Source organism: Aureimonas jatrophae, assembly GCF_900104035.1.
In the GTDB taxonomy this organism is placed as follows: Bacteria; Pseudomonadota; Alphaproteobacteria; order Rhizobiales; family Rhizobiaceae; genus Aureimonas; species Aureimonas jatrophae.
This window is the reverse complement of sequence record NZ_FNIT01000005.1, coordinates 220667-234956: the sequence shown is the minus strand read 5'-3', so window position 1 is coordinate 234956 and position 14290 is coordinate 220667. Positions and strand designations below refer to the sequence as shown.

General features: G+C 69.5%; 12 protein-coding genes. 11 read left to right on the top strand and 1 reads right to left on the bottom strand.

Annotated features, from left to right (window positions below; all coding sequences use genetic code 11):
* The first annotated feature begins 148 nt into the window (after window positions 1-148).
* The 6 genes from BLQ76_RS12905 to olsB all read left to right on the top strand — a co-directional run bounded on the left by BLQ76_RS12905 (window position 149) and on the right by olsB (window position 5100).
* Window positions 149-556, top strand: a complete 408-nt coding sequence (locus BLQ76_RS12905) for a lipopolysaccharide assembly protein LapA domain-containing protein (protein WP_090673838.1) — start codon at window positions 149-151, stop codon at window positions 554-556.
* Window positions 557-623: 67 nt separating this feature from the next.
* Complete coding sequence (locus BLQ76_RS12900) at window positions 624-1670, top strand: class I SAM-dependent methyltransferase (RefSeq protein WP_090673835.1); 1047 nt, start codon at window positions 624-626, stop codon at window positions 1668-1670.
* Window positions 1667-2536, top strand: a complete 870-nt coding sequence (locus BLQ76_RS12895) for a TrmH family RNA methyltransferase (RefSeq protein ID WP_090673832.1) — start codon at window positions 1667-1669, stop codon at window positions 2534-2536. The genes BLQ76_RS12900 and BLQ76_RS12895 overlap by 4 nt, the downstream gene beginning before the upstream one ends.
* Window positions 2533-3042 carry a signal peptidase II gene (gene lspA / locus BLQ76_RS12890; protein WP_090673830.1) on the top strand — a complete coding sequence of 170 codons (510 nt, stop codon included), beginning with the start codon at window positions 2533-2535 and terminating at the stop codon, window positions 3040-3042. Before BLQ76_RS12895 ends, lspA begins: the two co-directional genes overlap by 4 nt.
* A gap of 25 nt (window positions 3043-3067) precedes the next feature.
* Window positions 3068-4078, top strand: a complete 1011-nt coding sequence (acuI, locus tag BLQ76_RS12885) for an acrylyl-CoA reductase (NADPH) (protein WP_090673828.1) — start codon at window positions 3068-3070, stop codon at window positions 4076-4078.
* Window positions 4079-4191: 113 nt separating this feature from the next.
* Window positions 4192-5100: a l-ornithine N(alpha)-acyltransferase gene (olsB, locus tag BLQ76_RS12880; protein ID WP_090673826.1), complete on the top strand. Its 909-nt coding sequence runs from the start codon at window positions 4192-4194 to the stop codon at window positions 5098-5100.
* 14 nt (window positions 5101-5114) lie between these two features.
* Here the strand turns inward: olsB and BLQ76_RS12875 are convergent, their stop codons facing one another.
* Entirely contained in the window at window positions 5115-5399 is a 285-nt protein-coding gene (locus tag BLQ76_RS12875; RefSeq protein WP_090673824.1) for a DUF1236 domain-containing protein, read from the bottom strand.
* Between the two features lie 246 nt (window positions 5400-5645).
* On the opposite strand from BLQ76_RS12875, the gene mutS reads away from it, so the two are divergent.
* The 5 genes from mutS to BLQ76_RS22370 all read left to right on the top strand — a co-directional run bounded on the left by mutS (window position 5646) and on the right by BLQ76_RS22370 (window position 14289).
* Complete coding sequence (gene mutS / locus BLQ76_RS12870) at window positions 5646-8345, top strand: DNA mismatch repair protein MutS (RefSeq protein ID WP_244519607.1); 2700 nt, start codon at window positions 5646-5648, stop codon at window positions 8343-8345.
* 108 nt (window positions 8346-8453) lie between these two features.
* Window positions 8454-9299, top strand: a complete 846-nt coding sequence (locus BLQ76_RS12865) for an SDR family oxidoreductase (protein ID WP_090673822.1) — start codon at window positions 8454-8456, stop codon at window positions 9297-9299.
* A gap of 108 nt (window positions 9300-9407) precedes the next feature.
* Window positions 9408-12278 carry a [protein-PII] uridylyltransferase gene (locus BLQ76_RS12860; RefSeq protein WP_090673820.1) on the top strand — a complete coding sequence of 957 codons (2871 nt, stop codon included), beginning with the start codon at window positions 9408-9410 and terminating at the stop codon, window positions 12276-12278.
* A complete protein-coding gene (gene murJ, locus BLQ76_RS12855) occupies window positions 12275-13894 on the top strand; it encodes a murein biosynthesis integral membrane protein MurJ (protein ID WP_090673818.1) in 1620 nt (539 codons plus the stop codon). The genes BLQ76_RS12860 and murJ overlap by 4 nt, the downstream gene beginning before the upstream one ends.
* A gap of 23 nt (window positions 13895-13917) precedes the next feature.
* Window positions 13918-14289, top strand: a complete 372-nt coding sequence (locus tag BLQ76_RS22370) for a VOC family protein (RefSeq protein ID WP_244519606.1) — start codon at window positions 13918-13920, stop codon at window positions 14287-14289.
* Window position 14290 lies beyond the last annotated feature (1 nt).

Here is a 14290-nt window from a genome sequence, read left to right as displayed (position 1 = left end):
CTGGACGCTCCGATCCCGATCGCTTAAGGCGGCGGCGTTGACGCGCGGGGGGACCCGCATATCTCCCTTTCCCGCACGCCTGTCGCACCGCGCCGGCGACGCATCGGGCAGCGATCGCCCGGTCTCGAAGAACGCTGAGGACGCCTCCATGGTCTCGAAGATCCTGTCCTTCATCATCCTGGTGCCGCTCGCGATCCTCCTCGTGGTGTTCTGCGTCGCGAACCGGCAGGCTATTCCCGTATCGCTCGATCCTTTGGGCACCTCGCCGCAGCTGGCCTTCGAGGCGCCGCTCTTCGTGCTCTTGATGGGGGCGGTGATCTTCGGCCTCGTGCTCGGCGGCATCGGCACCTTCCTGACGCAGACCCATCACCGCGCTCGCGCCGCGCGCCGGGCCCGCGAGATCGAAAATCTGCGCCATGAGCGCGACCTCGCCAACGACAAGCTGCGCCGCCTGCGCGAGGAACAAAGCCGCGAAACGGCTATCCGTCAAAGCCCGGCGGGGCTTCCGCCGCGCGCCGACAACCTGGCCCTGGCCGGTCCCTCGGCAGCGGCCTGATCCCGCGACCCGGACCCCCTGGGGCGACCGGTTTGTGCGCGGACCGCGCGATGCTAGAAGCGCGGCGATGACGAGACGCAAACCCTTCCACAAGCCGGATACGGCGCAGCCGCGCCGCGAGGCGACCGAACGGGCCGGTGCGCGCCCGAGCGTGGACGAGATGGCGCGCGAGGCCCGCGAGGGACGACCCGAGCCGGTTTGGCTCCCGGGCGAGCGACCCGACCTCGTCGCGCCCGTGATCCTTCACGTCGAGCCGAACGAGGACTACGCGCTTCTCGACTCGGGTGCAGGCGAGAAGCTCGAGCGATACGGTGCTCTGACGATCCGGCGGCCCGAGAACCAAGCCATCTGGCCGCAAAGGCTGCCCCGGGCGCGGTGGGACGCGGCAGACGCCGCGTTCACCGGCGACACCGACGAGGAAGGGGCGGGGCGTTGGCGCCTCGGCCTCGAGGCGCAGGGCGAGACCTGGCCGATGCGCGAGGACGGGTTGCCCTATCTCGGCCGCTTCACCTCGTTCCGCCATGTCGGCGTGTTTCCCGAGCAGAGCGTCCATTGGCGCTTCATGACCGACCGCATCCGCGCGGCCGGACGCCCGGTGCGGGTGCTGAACCTCTTCGGCTACACGGGGCTCGCCTCGCTGCTCGCCGCGCGCGCAGGGGCCGAGGTCACGCATGTCGATGCCTCCAAGCGCGCCATCGCCTGGGCGCGCGAGAACGCCGGCGTGGCCCGCCTGGAAGACGCGCCGATCCGTTGGATCTGCGAGGATGCCGTGCGCTTCGTCGAGCGCGAGGTCCGGCGCGGTAACGCCTACGATATCGTGCTGCTCGATCCACCGAAGTTCGGTCGCGGACCGAAGGGCGAGGTGTGGCAGATCGAGGCCGATCTACCCTACCTTCTGACGCTCTCGCGGCAGATCCTGTCGCCAAGCGCGCTGATGCTGGTCCTGACGGCCTACGCGGTTCGCTCGTCCTTCTTCTCGCTGGCCGCCCTCATGGGAGAAGCGTGCCGCGGCTTAGGGGGGCGCGTTGAATCCGGTGAACTCGTCATCCGGGAGGAGGGTGAGGACCCGCGCCTCTTGTCGACGTCTCTCTTCTCGCGATGGGTGCGTACATGACCGAAACTCCCGCCGCCCCGCGCCGCGTACGACAGCCGGAGACGGTCGCCCCCGGCCGCGTCAAGGAGGTGACCAGCGTCTCCAACCCGATCGTCAAGGACATCCGCAACCTCGCGCTCAAGAAACATCGCGAGGACAGCGGCCTGTTTCTGGCGGAGGGGCTGAAGCTTTGCATCGACGCGCTGGAGGCTGGCTGGCGCATTCGCACGCTGCTGGTCTCGCGCACGCTCCTGCCGGAGAACGACCTTCTCCAGAGGACCGCCGCGCGCACCGTCGCGGCGGGAGCCGACCTGATCGAGGCGAGCGACAAGGTGCTGGCGGCGATCTCGCGGCGCGACAACCCGCAAAGCGCCATCGGCGTCTTCGAGCAGCAGACCAGCCGCGTCGAGGCGCTGGCGCCGGCGAAGGGCGGCGTCCTGGTCGCCCTCGACCGCGTGCGCGATCCCGGCAATCTCGGCACCATCCTGCGCACGGCCGATGCGGCCGGCGCGGCGGGCGTCGTTCTGGTCGGCGACTGCGTCGATCCGTTTTCGCTGGAGGCGGTGCGCGCGACCATGGGCTCGATCTTCGCCGTGCCCGTGGCGCGCTGCGACGAGGCGGCCTTCCTGCGCTTTCGCCAGTCCTTCCGCGGACAGGTCGTGGGAACCCACATGCGTGGGACGACCGACTTCCGCGCACCCGACTATGCGGCCAAGCCGACGCTTCTTCTCATGGGCAACGAGCAGAGCGGCTTGTCGGACGCGCTTGCGGGGGCCTGCGACACGCTGGTGCGCATTCCCCAGAGCGGGCGGGCCGACAGTCTGAATCTGGCGGTCGCGACCGCGCTCATGATCTTCGAGGCGCGGCGCGGAGGGTTGACGCTGTGAGCCGGCGAACGCTCGACGCGGTGCTGACCGTGCTGATCGCCATCGGAGCCGACCAGGTCATCAAGCTCCTGGTGGTTCGCTTCATGGCACTCGGCGAATCGATCGAGATCCTGCCGTTCCTCGCCTTGTTTCATGCGCGCAACGAGGGCATCGCCTTCTCGATGCTCAACAATTTTCACGGCTGGGGCCTCGCCGCGATCTCGGCGGCCGTGCTTCTGTTCGTCTTCTGGCTCTGGCGCAACACGCCGGCCGACCGACGGCTGGCGAACTTCGGTTTCGCGCTGATCGTGGGCGGCGCCGTCGGCAACCTAATCGACCGCGTGAGCCTTGGCTACGTTGTCGACTACATCCTGTTCCACACCCCGGTCTGGAGCTTCGCTGTCTTCAACCTCGCCGACAGCTTCATCTCGATCGGCGCTGTGCTGATCCTGATCGACGAGGTCGTCCTGTCGCGGCGCCGTGCGACGCCGGACGAGGACGCGCGCCCCGCGGGCGACGCGCGCTGACACGGGCCTGGAGGAGCGCCGAGCCATGACGAACCGTTTCAAGGCCTTGGTTCTGACGCAAGGCGACGACGGCCGGACGCTGTGCGAGGAGCGTGTCCTCGAAGCCTCCGACCTCATGGACGGCGATGTCGACGTCGCCGTGGAGGCTACCACCGTTAACTACAAGGATGGTCTTGCGATCACCGGCCGTTCCCCGGTCGTCCGGCGCTGGCCGATGGTTCCCGGCGTCGATCTGGCCGGCACCGTCACGGCGTCGCGCTCACCGCTCTGGCGCGAGGGCGACCGCGTGATCCTGAACGGCTGGGGCGTCGGCGAAACCCACTACGGCGCCTATGCAGGTCTCGTCCGGGTCAAGGCCGAGTGGCTCGTCGCGCTCCCGGAGCGCTTCTCGTTTCAGGAGGCCATGGCGATCGGCACGGCGGGCTACACCGCGATGCTCGCGCTTCTCGCACTGGAGCGTTTCGGCGTCTCGCCCGACCACGGGCCGGCGCTCGTGACCGGGGCGGCGGGCGGTGTCGGCTCGGTGGCGGTGTCGCTTCTGGCAGGTCGCGGCTGGCACGTCGTCGCCTCGACCGGCCGACCGGCCGAGGCCGGCTGGCTGGGCGATCTCGGCGCCGCGGAGGTCGTGGACCGTTCGGAACTCTCCGCCTCGCCGAAGCCCCTGGCGCGCGAGCGCTGGGCTGCGGGTATCGACAGCGTCGGCGGCACGACGCTCGCGAACGCGCTCGCCGCGACCCGTCGCCAGGGCGCGATCGCCGCGTGCGGATTGGCCGGCGGCATGGAGCTTCCGGGCAGCGTCGCACCCTTCATCCTGCGCGGCGTGGCGCTTCTCGGTATCGACTCCGTGATGGCGCCGCGCCCGCTTCGCGAGGAAGCCTGGGCGCGTCTGGCCGCCGACCTGGCCCCCGGGACGCTGGCCCATATCGAGGTGCCGATCGGCTTTGCCGACATCGTGGCGACCGCCCACGCCATTCTGGAAGGCCGGGTGCGGGGCCGCGTCGTCGTCACCGACGTCGCGTCGGCGACGCGAGCCTGATCACTCGGCCACTCCTTTTTGCGTGATCCATCGTCATCGAAACTCCGTGCGCGTATATTAGAGGGGTCGGAACGCGCGGATCCCTCCGCTGCGGCCCGACGGGAGTCGCCTCGATGACGATACACGTGTCCGTTCCCCGGGGGCTGAAGGTGAAGGGTTTGAAGGTCAGGGACCGGCACGCCCGCGCGCTGGCGCGCCGTCGTGCCCCGGTCGCGCCGCTCGACCCGGCCGCGCCCGTGCTCGGCCGTATCGGGACGCTGGAGGTGCGGCTCGCCCGCCACGCCGGCGAGATCCGTGCGGCCCAGAAGCTGCGCTATGAGGTGTTCTACGAGGAGATGCGCGCGCAGCCCTCGCTCGACCAACGCCTGTTGCGTCGCGACAAGGACGGCTTCGACCGGATCTGCGACCATCTCCTGGTGATCGATCGCGCGGACGGCACCAGCCGCATCGTGGGCACCTACCGCCTCTTGCCCCAGGAGCGGGCCGCTCTGGCCGGCGGCTTCTATACGGCCGGCGAGTTCGAGATCGACGGCCTCGTGGCACGCCATCCAGGCAAGCGCTTCCTGGAACTCGGGCGGTCCTGCGTGCTTAAGGCGTATCGTGGCAAGCGAACGGTGGAACTGCTCTGGCAGGGAATCTGGAGCTATGTGGTCGCCAACCGGATCGACGTCCTGTTCGGATGCGCGTCGCTGAGCGGCACGGATCCGGCGGCACTCGCCGAGCCGCTGGCCCTTCTGCGCGACCAAGCCCCGCCGCCGGCCGAGTGGAGCGTCGGCGCGGTCGCCGCGCGAAGGGCACCGCGCGCACCCGCATCGTCACCGGTTCACGATGCGCGCCGGGCGCTCGGCGCCCTGCCGCCGCTTCTCAAGGGGTACCTGCGCCTCGGCGGCTATATCGGCCTCGACGCCGTGGTGGACCACCAGTTCAACACGACCGACGTGCTGGTGGTTCTGCCGCGGGAGCGCATCTCCCAGCGCTATGTCGCGCACTACGGCGCGGGCGCCGATCGCTTCGCCGCCTGACGCGGCGATCGGGGTCAGCTGTCGATGCGCACGACCGAACGCGTCGCGAGTTCGACGATCACCGGCCGTCCGTCGTAGTAGAAGTAGCCGTAGACCTCGTCGTTGCCGACGCGGATGATCTCGACGTTCTGCGGGACCGACGCACCGAGCGTCGGGGGGCCGCGCAGCGGCGCATCCGCGACCGGGTGATCGACGGCATACTGGTAGACGTTGACCTTCTCGGCCTGCGCGAGAGCCGGCACGGCGGCCGCCAGGGTGAAGAGGAGGGCCGTCAGCGCCCGTTGGATGGATGAAGTCATGGTCGTCCGTCAGCCTTCGCCGAAAGGGCTTTGCGAAGCCGTGCCGCTTCGGTGCGGCCCGATCCTAGCCCATTCCCGCATCGCGCGACACCGCACTGCGAGAGGGTCTGTCACAGGTGTCGCACACGGCGTCTGAACGGGACCTGAAGCCGAGGGTTCCGGGTAGGGCGCATGCGGCTTGTGGAACACGGGGATGGCGGCAGGGACGATTCGCGTCCGGCGGTCGCTCTGGGGTAGTCTCGCGGGATGCTGGACATTGCGCGCACCATCGATCCGAGCCCCGTCGAGGGCGCCCCGACGCCCATGATGGCCCAGTATCTCGAGATCAAGGCCGCCTATCCGGACGCGCTGCTTTTCTATCGGATGGGCGACTTCTACGAGCTGTTCTTCGAGGACGCGGTGGAGGCCTCGCGGGCGCTCGGCATCACGCTGACGAAGCGCGGCAAGCATCTGGGCGCCGACATCCCCATGGCCGGCGTTCCCGTGGTCTCGTCCGACGACTACCTGCAGAAGCTGATCGCGGGCGGATATCGCGTCGCGGTCTGCGAGCAGGTCGAGGATCCCGCCGAGGCCAAGAAGCGGGGCGGCAAGTCCGTGGTGCGTCGCGACGTGGTACGTCTCGTCACGCCCGGAACCTTGACCGAGGAGGCGCTGCTCGACCCCGCGCGCGCCAACCATCTGGCGACGCTGGCCCGGATCGGCGGCCCGCGCGGTGCCATGGCGATCGCCTTCTGCGATCTCTCGACCGGCCTGTTCCGCATCGCGCCGACCGACGAGGATCGTCTGTTCGCCGACATCGCCGCCGTCGATCCCTCCGAGCTGGTCGTGCCCGACACGATGCGCGAGGACGAGGCGTTGCGGCCGCTTTTCTCGCGTCTCGGCCGGGCATTGCGCTTCGAGCCGGCCGTTCTCTTCGACGGCGCCAGCGCGTCCGAACGCCTGTGTCGCTTCTATGGTGTCGCGACGCTGGACGGCTTCGGTGCCTTCGAGCGCGTCGAGATGGCGGCGGGAGCCGCTCTGATCGGCTATCTCGGACGAACGCAGTTCGAGGCGCGTCCGACCCTGATGCGACCCGAGCGCGTCGAGCCGGACCGTTTCATGCTGATCGACCCGGCGACGCGCGCCAGCCTTGAGCTGACGCGGGCCGTGGGCGGGCGCCGGCAGGGCTCGCTTCTCGACACGATCGACCGCTGCGTGTCGGGAGCGGGATCGCGCCTGCTGGCGAGCCGCCTGGCCTTTCCGCTGACCGCAACGGCCGAGATCGCCCGGCGCCAGGATGCCGTGGCCTGGATGACCGGCGACAACCGGTTGCGCCGCAGCCTGCGCGAGGCGCTGAAGGGATTGCCCGATATCGAGCGCGCCCTGTCGCGTCTGGCGCTCGACCGCGGCGGACCACGCGATCTCGGCGCGGTCGCGGAGGCGGGCGAGCGGGCACGTCTTCTCGCCGGGCTTCTGGATGGTCGCGAGGTGCCGGCGGAAGTCGGCGAGGCGCTGGCCGATCTCGCCGCACCGCCAACCGAGCTGGCTGCGTTTCTGGGCGCGACGCTGGGCGACGAGCTTCCGCTTCGCCGGGGCGAGGGGGGATTTGTCGGGTCCGGCGCCTGCGAGCGGCTCGACGAGGCCCGGCGCTTGCGAGACGAGTCGCGCCTCGTGCTCGGCGATCTCCAGGTGCGATACATTGCCGAGACGGGCGTTCGCGCGCTCAAGATCCGGCACAACAACGTGCTCGGCTACTTCGTGGAGGTCCCCGAAGCGCAAGGGGCCTCGTTGCAGGCGACCGGTGTCTTCAGCCACCGTCAGACGCTCGCCTCAGCCATGCGCTTCACCACGCCCGAGCTGGCCGACCTCGAGGGACGGATCGCCGAGGCGGGCTCGATCGCGCTGAAGCGCGAACTGGAGCTGTTCAGCGCGATGCGCGCGGCGGTGCTGGCGGCGGCCGACGAGCTCCGGCGCATGGCCGACGCCTTCGGACGGCTCGACGTCGCCGCCGCGCTCGCGGAACTCGCCGTTTCCGGCAACTGGACGCGGCCGATCGTGGACGACTCGCTGGCCTTCCGCGTCGAGGGCGGACGCCACCCGGTCGTGGAGGCCGCGCTGAAGCGCGGCGGAGGGGCCGGCTTCGTCGCCAACGACTGCGACCTGTCCCCGCCGGCCGCCGGCCGGCGCCGCGCCGCGCACGGCGCGATCTGGCTTCTCACCGGACCCAACATGGGCGGCAAGTCCACGTTCCTGCGCCAGAACGCGCTGATCGCGGTTCTCGCGCAGATCGGCGCCTTCGTGCCGGCCGCGCACGCCCATATCGGCGTGGTGGACCGCTTGTTCAGCCGCGTCGGCGCGTCGGACGACCTGGCGGAAGGGCGCTCCACCTTCATGGTGGAGATGGTGGAGACCGCCGCGATCCTGAACCAGGCGGGCGAGCGCACGCTGGTGGTGCTCGACGAGATCGGCCGAGGCACGGCGACCTACGACGGTTTGTCGATCGCGTTTGCGGCGGTCGAGCACCTGCACGAGGTCAACCGCTGCCGGGCGCTGTTCGCCACCCACTTCCACGAGATGACGGCGCTCAGCGCGCGCTTGTCGCGCCTGTCGAACGCGACCGTGCGCGTGCGCGAATGGGAGGGCGAGGTCGTCTTTCTGCACGAGGTCGGACCCGGCGTCGCGGACCGTTCCTACGGCATCCAGGTGGCCCGTCTGGCAGGCCTGCCGCCGGTTGTTCTCGACCGGGCGCGCCAGGTGCTCGGCGAGTTGGAGAAGGGCGAGCGAACGGGGGGCGGGACGCTCGACGACCTACCGCTCTTCTCGGCGGCGCGCGCCGCCGCGCCTCCGGTCGCCGCCGCGCGCCCTCCGCCGGCACTGGAGGCGTTGCGCGCGGTGGACCCCGACGCGATGACGCCGCGCGATGCGCTGGAGACGCTCTACCGGTTGAAGGGACTGCTCGGTTCCTGAGGGACCTCAACGCTTTTGCGCGCCGGCACGGGAACGGGCCCGCCGGTGGAGCCTTTCGGAACGAGAGGCTGGCCTGACCGCCGGCCCCCATTCTAAGGAAAAGCTCCCATGTCGAACTTCCCCGCCCAGCATCAGTCCGGCGATCCCGGCCGCGAGCACGAGATGACGCCTGCGCCCGACTACAAGCCGCGCTTCCCCGGCTCGGGGCGCCTCGCGGGCAAGACCGCTCTGATCACCGGCGGCGATTCGGGAATCGGCCGCGCGACCGCCGTTCTCTTCGCGCGCGAGGGGGCGGACGTCGCCATCGCCTATCTCGACGAGCACCAGGACGCTGAGGAAGCCAAGCGTCTGGTCGAGGCGGAAGGGCGACGCTGCATCCTGATTCCCGGCAACCTGCGGCAGAAGGCGAACTGCACGAAGGCCGTCGAGGAGACCGTGAAGGCGTTCGGCAAGCTCGACGTTCTCGTCAACAACGCCGCCCATCAGGAGCAGGCCGAAGACCTGCGCGAGATCTCGGAGGAGCAGCTCGCCAAGACCTTCGAGACCAACATCTATGCCTACTTCTACATGACGCAGGCGGCGCTCGATCACCTGAAGGCGGGGTCGGCCATCGTCAACGTGACGTCGGTCAACAGCTACAAGGGCAACGACACGCTGATCGACTACTCGTCCACCAAGGGCGCGATCACGGCCTTCACCCGCTCCATGGCCTCCAACCTCGTGGAGAAGGGCATCCGCGTGAACGGCGTGGCTCCCGGTCCCATCTGGACGCCCTTCATTCCGATCGCGATGGACGAGGAGCAGGTCGCGCAGTTCGGCAGCCAGGTGCCCATGAAGCGCGCCGGTCAGCCCAACGAGGTGGCCTCCGCGCTCCTGTTCCTGGCGAGCGAGGACGCCTCGTACTTCACGGGGCAGGTGCTTCATCCCAACGGCGGAACGATCGTCGGCGCCTGATCGGGGCGCCCGGGGCCGCGCGACGCCGGCGCGGTCCCAACGTTTCCGCAAGAGGCATTATGCTTTAAGAGCCCGACCCTTGATGGCGCGGAACGGTTCTTCAGGCAGATGAGCACTCAACGGAAGGCGGATACCGGCGTGCAGCGCGCGGCGCGCATCGGCGCGGCGCCGGTCCTCTCGCCGCGCTTTTCCGAGATCACTGACGAGGCCGCGCTCGCGGCCGAACTGGAAGCGCTGGTGGGCGAGGACGGTGACGGCTCCGATCCGGCCGTGCGCTCGGCCGTGCTTTCGATCCTGAAACGCGCCAACGGCGACGGTCGGCGCGCGGCCGAGGCCATGCTCTTCGAGGACGGCTCCGGCCTCCTGTGCGCCGCGCGGATCTCGTTCCTGCAGGACACGCTGATCCGCGCGGTCTGCCGCTTCGCTCTCTCGCGCGTCTTCGCCGCGCCCAACCCCTCGCAGGGCGAGCGCATCGCCGTGGTAGCCGTCGGCGGCTACGGGCGCGGCACGCTCGCGCCCGGCTCCGACATCGACCTCCTGTTTCTTCTGCCCTACCGCCAAACGGCGCTCGGCGAACAGTTGGCCGAATACCTCCTTTATCTTCTTTGGGACCTGGGGCTGAAGGTCGGCCACGCGACGCGCACGGTCGAGGAGTGCGTGCGTCTGGCAGCCGGCGACTTCACGATCCGCACCGCGCTCCTGGAGCGGCGTCTGGTGAGCGGCGAGGCCTCGCTCCTGGACGAGCTCGGCCGCCGCTTCGAGGCCGAGGTCGTGGCGGGAACGGGCCGCGAGTTCATCGCCGCCAAGCTCGCCGAGCGCGATGCGCGCCACCAGAAGGCGGGCGACACGCGCTACCTCGTCGAGCCCAACGTCAAGGAGGGCAAGGGGGCGCTGCGCGACCTGCACACCCTGTTCTGGATCGCCAAGGACCACTACCGCGTCGACACGCGCGAGGAACTCGTCTCGGCCGGCGTCTTCTCGCGCTCGGAAGGCAAACTCTTCGAAAAGGCCGAGGACTTTCTGTGGGCCGTGCGCTGCCACATGCATTTCCTCACGGGCAAGGCCGAGGAGCGCCTGAGCTTCGACATCCAGCCCGAGATCGCGAGCCGCCTCGGCTACAGCGATCACCCCGGCCTCACCGAGGTCGAGCGCTTCATGAAGCACTACTTCCTGATCGCCAAGGACGTGGGCGACCTCACGGGCATCTTCTGCGCGGCGCTGGAGGAGGAGAACGCCAAGGACGCGCCGGGACTGCGCTCGTTGATCCGCTCGCTGCGCCGGCGTGCGCGTCAGATCCCCGGAACGCTCGCCTTTCTCGTCGACAACAACCGCATCACCGTCGCCGACCGGCAGGTCTTCGTGCAGGACCCGGTCAATCTCCTGCGCATCTTCCAGCTGGCGAGCCACCATCGGCTCGAATACCATCCGGATGCGCTGAAGCTGATCCGCCGCTCGCTGCGCCTCGTGGACGCGAAGCTGCGTGCCGACCCGGAAGCCAACTCCCTGTTCCTCGACGTCCTGACCGACCGCGAGGATCCCGAGTTTCATCTTCGCCGCATGAACGAGGCGGGCGTTCTGGGTCGCTTCATCCCCGAGTTCGGCCGCATCGTCGCGATGATGCAGTTCAACATGTACCACTCCTACACGGTGGACGAGCACCTTCTGCGTTCGATCCGCGAGCTGTCGGGACTGGAGAAGGGACGTTTCGGCGGCGAGCTGCCGATGACCACCGGCTTCATCTCGACGATCCGCGACCGCGCCGTCCTCTATGTCGCACTTCTTCTGCACGACATCGCCAAGGGGCGGCCCGAGGACCATTCCACGGCCGGCGCCCAGATCGCACGCGAGCTTTGTCCGCGCCTCGGGCTCGACGCGCGCGAGACCGAGCTCGTGGAATGGCTGGTTCGCGACCACCTCGTCATGTCGATGACCGCCCAGCAACGCGACCTCACCGACCGGCGCACCATCCGCCTCTTCGCCGACCGGGTGCAGACGCTGGAGCGCCTGAAGCTCCTGACGGTTCTGACCGTCTGCGACATCCGCGCCGTGGGGCCGCACGTCTGGAACGGCTGGAAGGGCCAGCTCATCCGTACGCTCTACGGCGAGACCGAACTGATGCTGACCGGCGGCTACTCCGAGTCCTCGCGCGCCCACCGCGCGGCCGAGGGGCGGCTGCGTCTCGCCGACCGGCTCGGCGCCTGGCCGGAGGCCGAGCGCGAGCGCCTGCTCGGCCTGCACTACGACAACTACGTCCTGACCGTTCCGGTCGACGACCAGGAGCGCCACGCAGCCTTTATCCGCGCGGTGGACCAGAAGGGCCTGGCGTTCGCCACGGAGGCGCGCACCGACGGCTTCCACGCCATGACCGAGATCACGGTTCTCGCGCCCGACCATCCCCGCCTCCTGTCGTCGATCGCCGGGGCCTGCGCGGCGGCCGGCGCCAACATCGCCGACGCGCAGATCTTCACCACCACGGACGGGCGCGCGCTCGACGTCGTGACCGTGAACCGCGAGTTCCGCGACGATGCCGACGAGCTGCGCCGCGCCGAGCGGATCGCGCGCACGATCGAGCAGCTGATGGATGGGCGCGAGGCGATGCCGGGTCTTCTGGCGCGGCGCCGACAAGCGAAGCCAAGCGCCTCCTTCACCGTGTCGCCTCGCATCGACATCGACAACGACCTGTCGGGACAGCTGACCGTTCTGGAGGTCGAGGGCCTCGACCGGCCGGGCCTGCTGGCCGACCTGACCGGCGCGATCTCGGACCTCAACCTCGACATCCGCTCGGCCCACATCTCGACCTTCGGCGAAAAGGTCGTCGACGTCTTCTATGTGACCGATCTTCTGGGGTTGAAGATCGTGGGCGAGGGGCGCGCCGAGCGGATCCGCCGGCGTCTGCGCGCGGTCTTCGAGGAGCCCGGCGGCGAGGTCTCGCAGCCCGGCACGAAACCATCCACCATCGCATTCGGAATGACGTCGTGAATCTACTGGGCAAGTTCGCGACCGTCGGCGGCGCGACGCTGGGCAGCCGCATCTTCGGCTTCGCGCGCGAGATGATGATGGCCTCGGCGCTGGGCGTCGGGCCCGTCGCCGACGCCTTCAACCTCGCCTTCCGCTTTCCCAACCTCTTCCGCCGCCTGTTCGCGGAGGGCGCGTTCAATGCAGCCTTCATCCCCCTCTTCGCGCGCAAGCTGGAAGAGGAGGGGGATAGCGGGGCCAAGCGCTTCGCGACCGAGATCTTCGCGACGCTCTTCACGGCGCTGACGGTTCTTACCGTGCTCGCCATGATCTTCATGCCCGAGCTCGTGCGCCTTGTGATCGCGCCCGGCCTGACGGTCTGCATCGACGATGCCGCGACGCTGGGGCATGCCCTGTCGTGCCAGGACCGCTTCGACATCACGGTCGCCTTCTCGCGCATCATGTTTCCCTATCTCGCCTGCATGTCGCTGATGGCGATGGTGTCGGGCATCCTGAACGCGTTCCGCCGCTTCTTCGCTGCCGCCGCCGCGCCCACGATCCTGAACTTCGTCCTGATCGGCGTCCTTGCCTATGCCTGGGCGACCGAGGCCGACCAGCGCACGATCGGCTTCCTGATGAGCTGGGGCGTCCTGGTCGCGGGCCTGGCGCAGCTCGTCACGGTGACCGCCGCCATGCGCTGGGCGGGCTTCTCGGTGGCGCTCGGGCGGCCGCGCTGGACGCCGGGCCTCAAGCGCCTCCTGATCTTGGCCGGCCCCGCCGCGCTGATCGGCGGCATCACGCAGATCAACCTCTTCGTCGGTCAGGCCATCGCGTCCTACAAGCCGGGCGCCGTGTCGATCCTGACCTATGCCGACCGACCCTACCAGTTGCCGCTCGGCATGGTGGGCGTGGCGATCGGCGTCGTGCTGTTGCCCGAGCTCGCCCGCGCCCTGAAGGCGGGGCGGCTGGAGGAGGCGCAGCACACGCAGAACCGCTCGCTCGAGTTCGCGCTGTTCCTCACCGTGCCCGCCGCGGTCGCTCTGTTCCTGATCCCCGAGCCGATCGTGCGCCTGATCTACGAGCGCGGCGCCTTTCTGCCGGAGACCACCGTGAGCGTTGGCGCCGTTCTCGGCCTCTATGCGCTCGGCCTGCCGGCCTTCGTCCTGATCAAGGTCTTCTCGCCGGGCTATTTCGCCCGCGAGGACACGAGGACGCCGATGATCGTGACCGGCGTTTCGGCCGCCGCCAACACCGCGCTCAGCCTCGTCCTGTTCTGGTTCTATGCCGAACGCGGCATCGCGCTCGCCACCACGCTGGCGGGCTGGCTGAACGCCTGGCTCCTGTTCGAGGGGTTGCGGCGCAAGGGCCTCTGGGCCCTCGACCGCGCGCTCGTGAAGCGCGCGCTGCTGGTGGTCCTGTCGGCCGTGGTGATGGGCGCGGCACTGGTGGCGATGATGGGCGCCCTGCACCCCTATCTTGCGACCGGCAGTTCGGCCGTGCATCAGGCGGCGGCGATCCTGGTTCTCGTCGCGGTCGCGATGCTGGTCTACTTCGCGCTGGTCTTCCTGACCGGCGCCGTGGACCGCAAGCTCGTCGGCCGCCTCGTGCGCCGTCGACCCGCCAAGGAGGTGCTGCGCTGACGCTCGCTCTCGTCTCGCTCCTGGTGCGCGACTACGACGAGGCGATCGGCTGGTTCGGGCGCTGCCTCGGCTTCCGGCTGGCGGAGGATACGCCGCTCGGCGGAACCAGACGCTGGGTGGTGATGGCACCTGCTCATGACGGTCAGGGGGCATCTCTGCTTCTGGCGCGGGCCGAGGGCGAGCGGCAGCGGGCTGCGGTCGGGAACCAGGCCGGCGGCCGCGTCGGCTTCTTCCTGTACACCGAGGATTTTGCCCGGAAGCATGCCGCCATGCTGGCGGCCGGGGTCGACTTCCGCGAGGCGCCTCGCCGCGAGCGCTACGGCACGGTCGCGGTGTTTGCCGATCTCTACGGCAATCTCTGGGACCTTCTGGAGCCCTCCGGTCCGCCCGCTTGAT

What these genes read in the sequence shown, in the direction of transcription:
- BLQ76_RS12875 (WP_090673824.1), bottom strand. Translation starts at nt 5,399, where the DNA reads ATGACTTCATCCATCCAACGGGCGCTGACGGCCCTCCTCTTCACCCTG.
- BLQ76_RS12900 (WP_090673835.1), top strand. Translation starts at nt 624, where the DNA reads ATGACGAGACGCAAACCCTTCCACAAGCCGGATACGGCGCAGCCGCGC.
- BLQ76_RS12905 (WP_090673838.1), top strand. Translation starts at nt 149, where the DNA reads ATGGTCTCGAAGATCCTGTCCTTCATCATCCTGGTGCCGCTCGCGATC.
- BLQ76_RS12895 (WP_090673832.1), top strand. Translation starts at nt 1,667, where the DNA reads ATGACCGAAACTCCCGCCGCCCCGCGCCGCGTACGACAGCCGGAGACG.
- BLQ76_RS12860 (WP_090673820.1), top strand. Translation starts at nt 9,408, where the DNA reads ATGAGCACTCAACGGAAGGCGGATACCGGCGTGCAGCGCGCGGCGCGC.
- mutS (WP_244519607.1), top strand. Translation starts at nt 5,646, where the DNA reads ATGCTGGACATTGCGCGCACCATCGATCCGAGCCCCGTCGAGGGCGCC.
- acuI (WP_090673828.1), top strand. Translation starts at nt 3,068, where the DNA reads ATGACGAACCGTTTCAAGGCCTTGGTTCTGACGCAAGGCGACGACGGC.
- olsB (WP_090673826.1), top strand. Translation starts at nt 4,192, where the DNA reads ATGACGATACACGTGTCCGTTCCCCGGGGGCTGAAGGTGAAGGGTTTG.
- BLQ76_RS12865 (WP_090673822.1), top strand. Translation starts at nt 8,454, where the DNA reads ATGTCGAACTTCCCCGCCCAGCATCAGTCCGGCGATCCCGGCCGCGAG.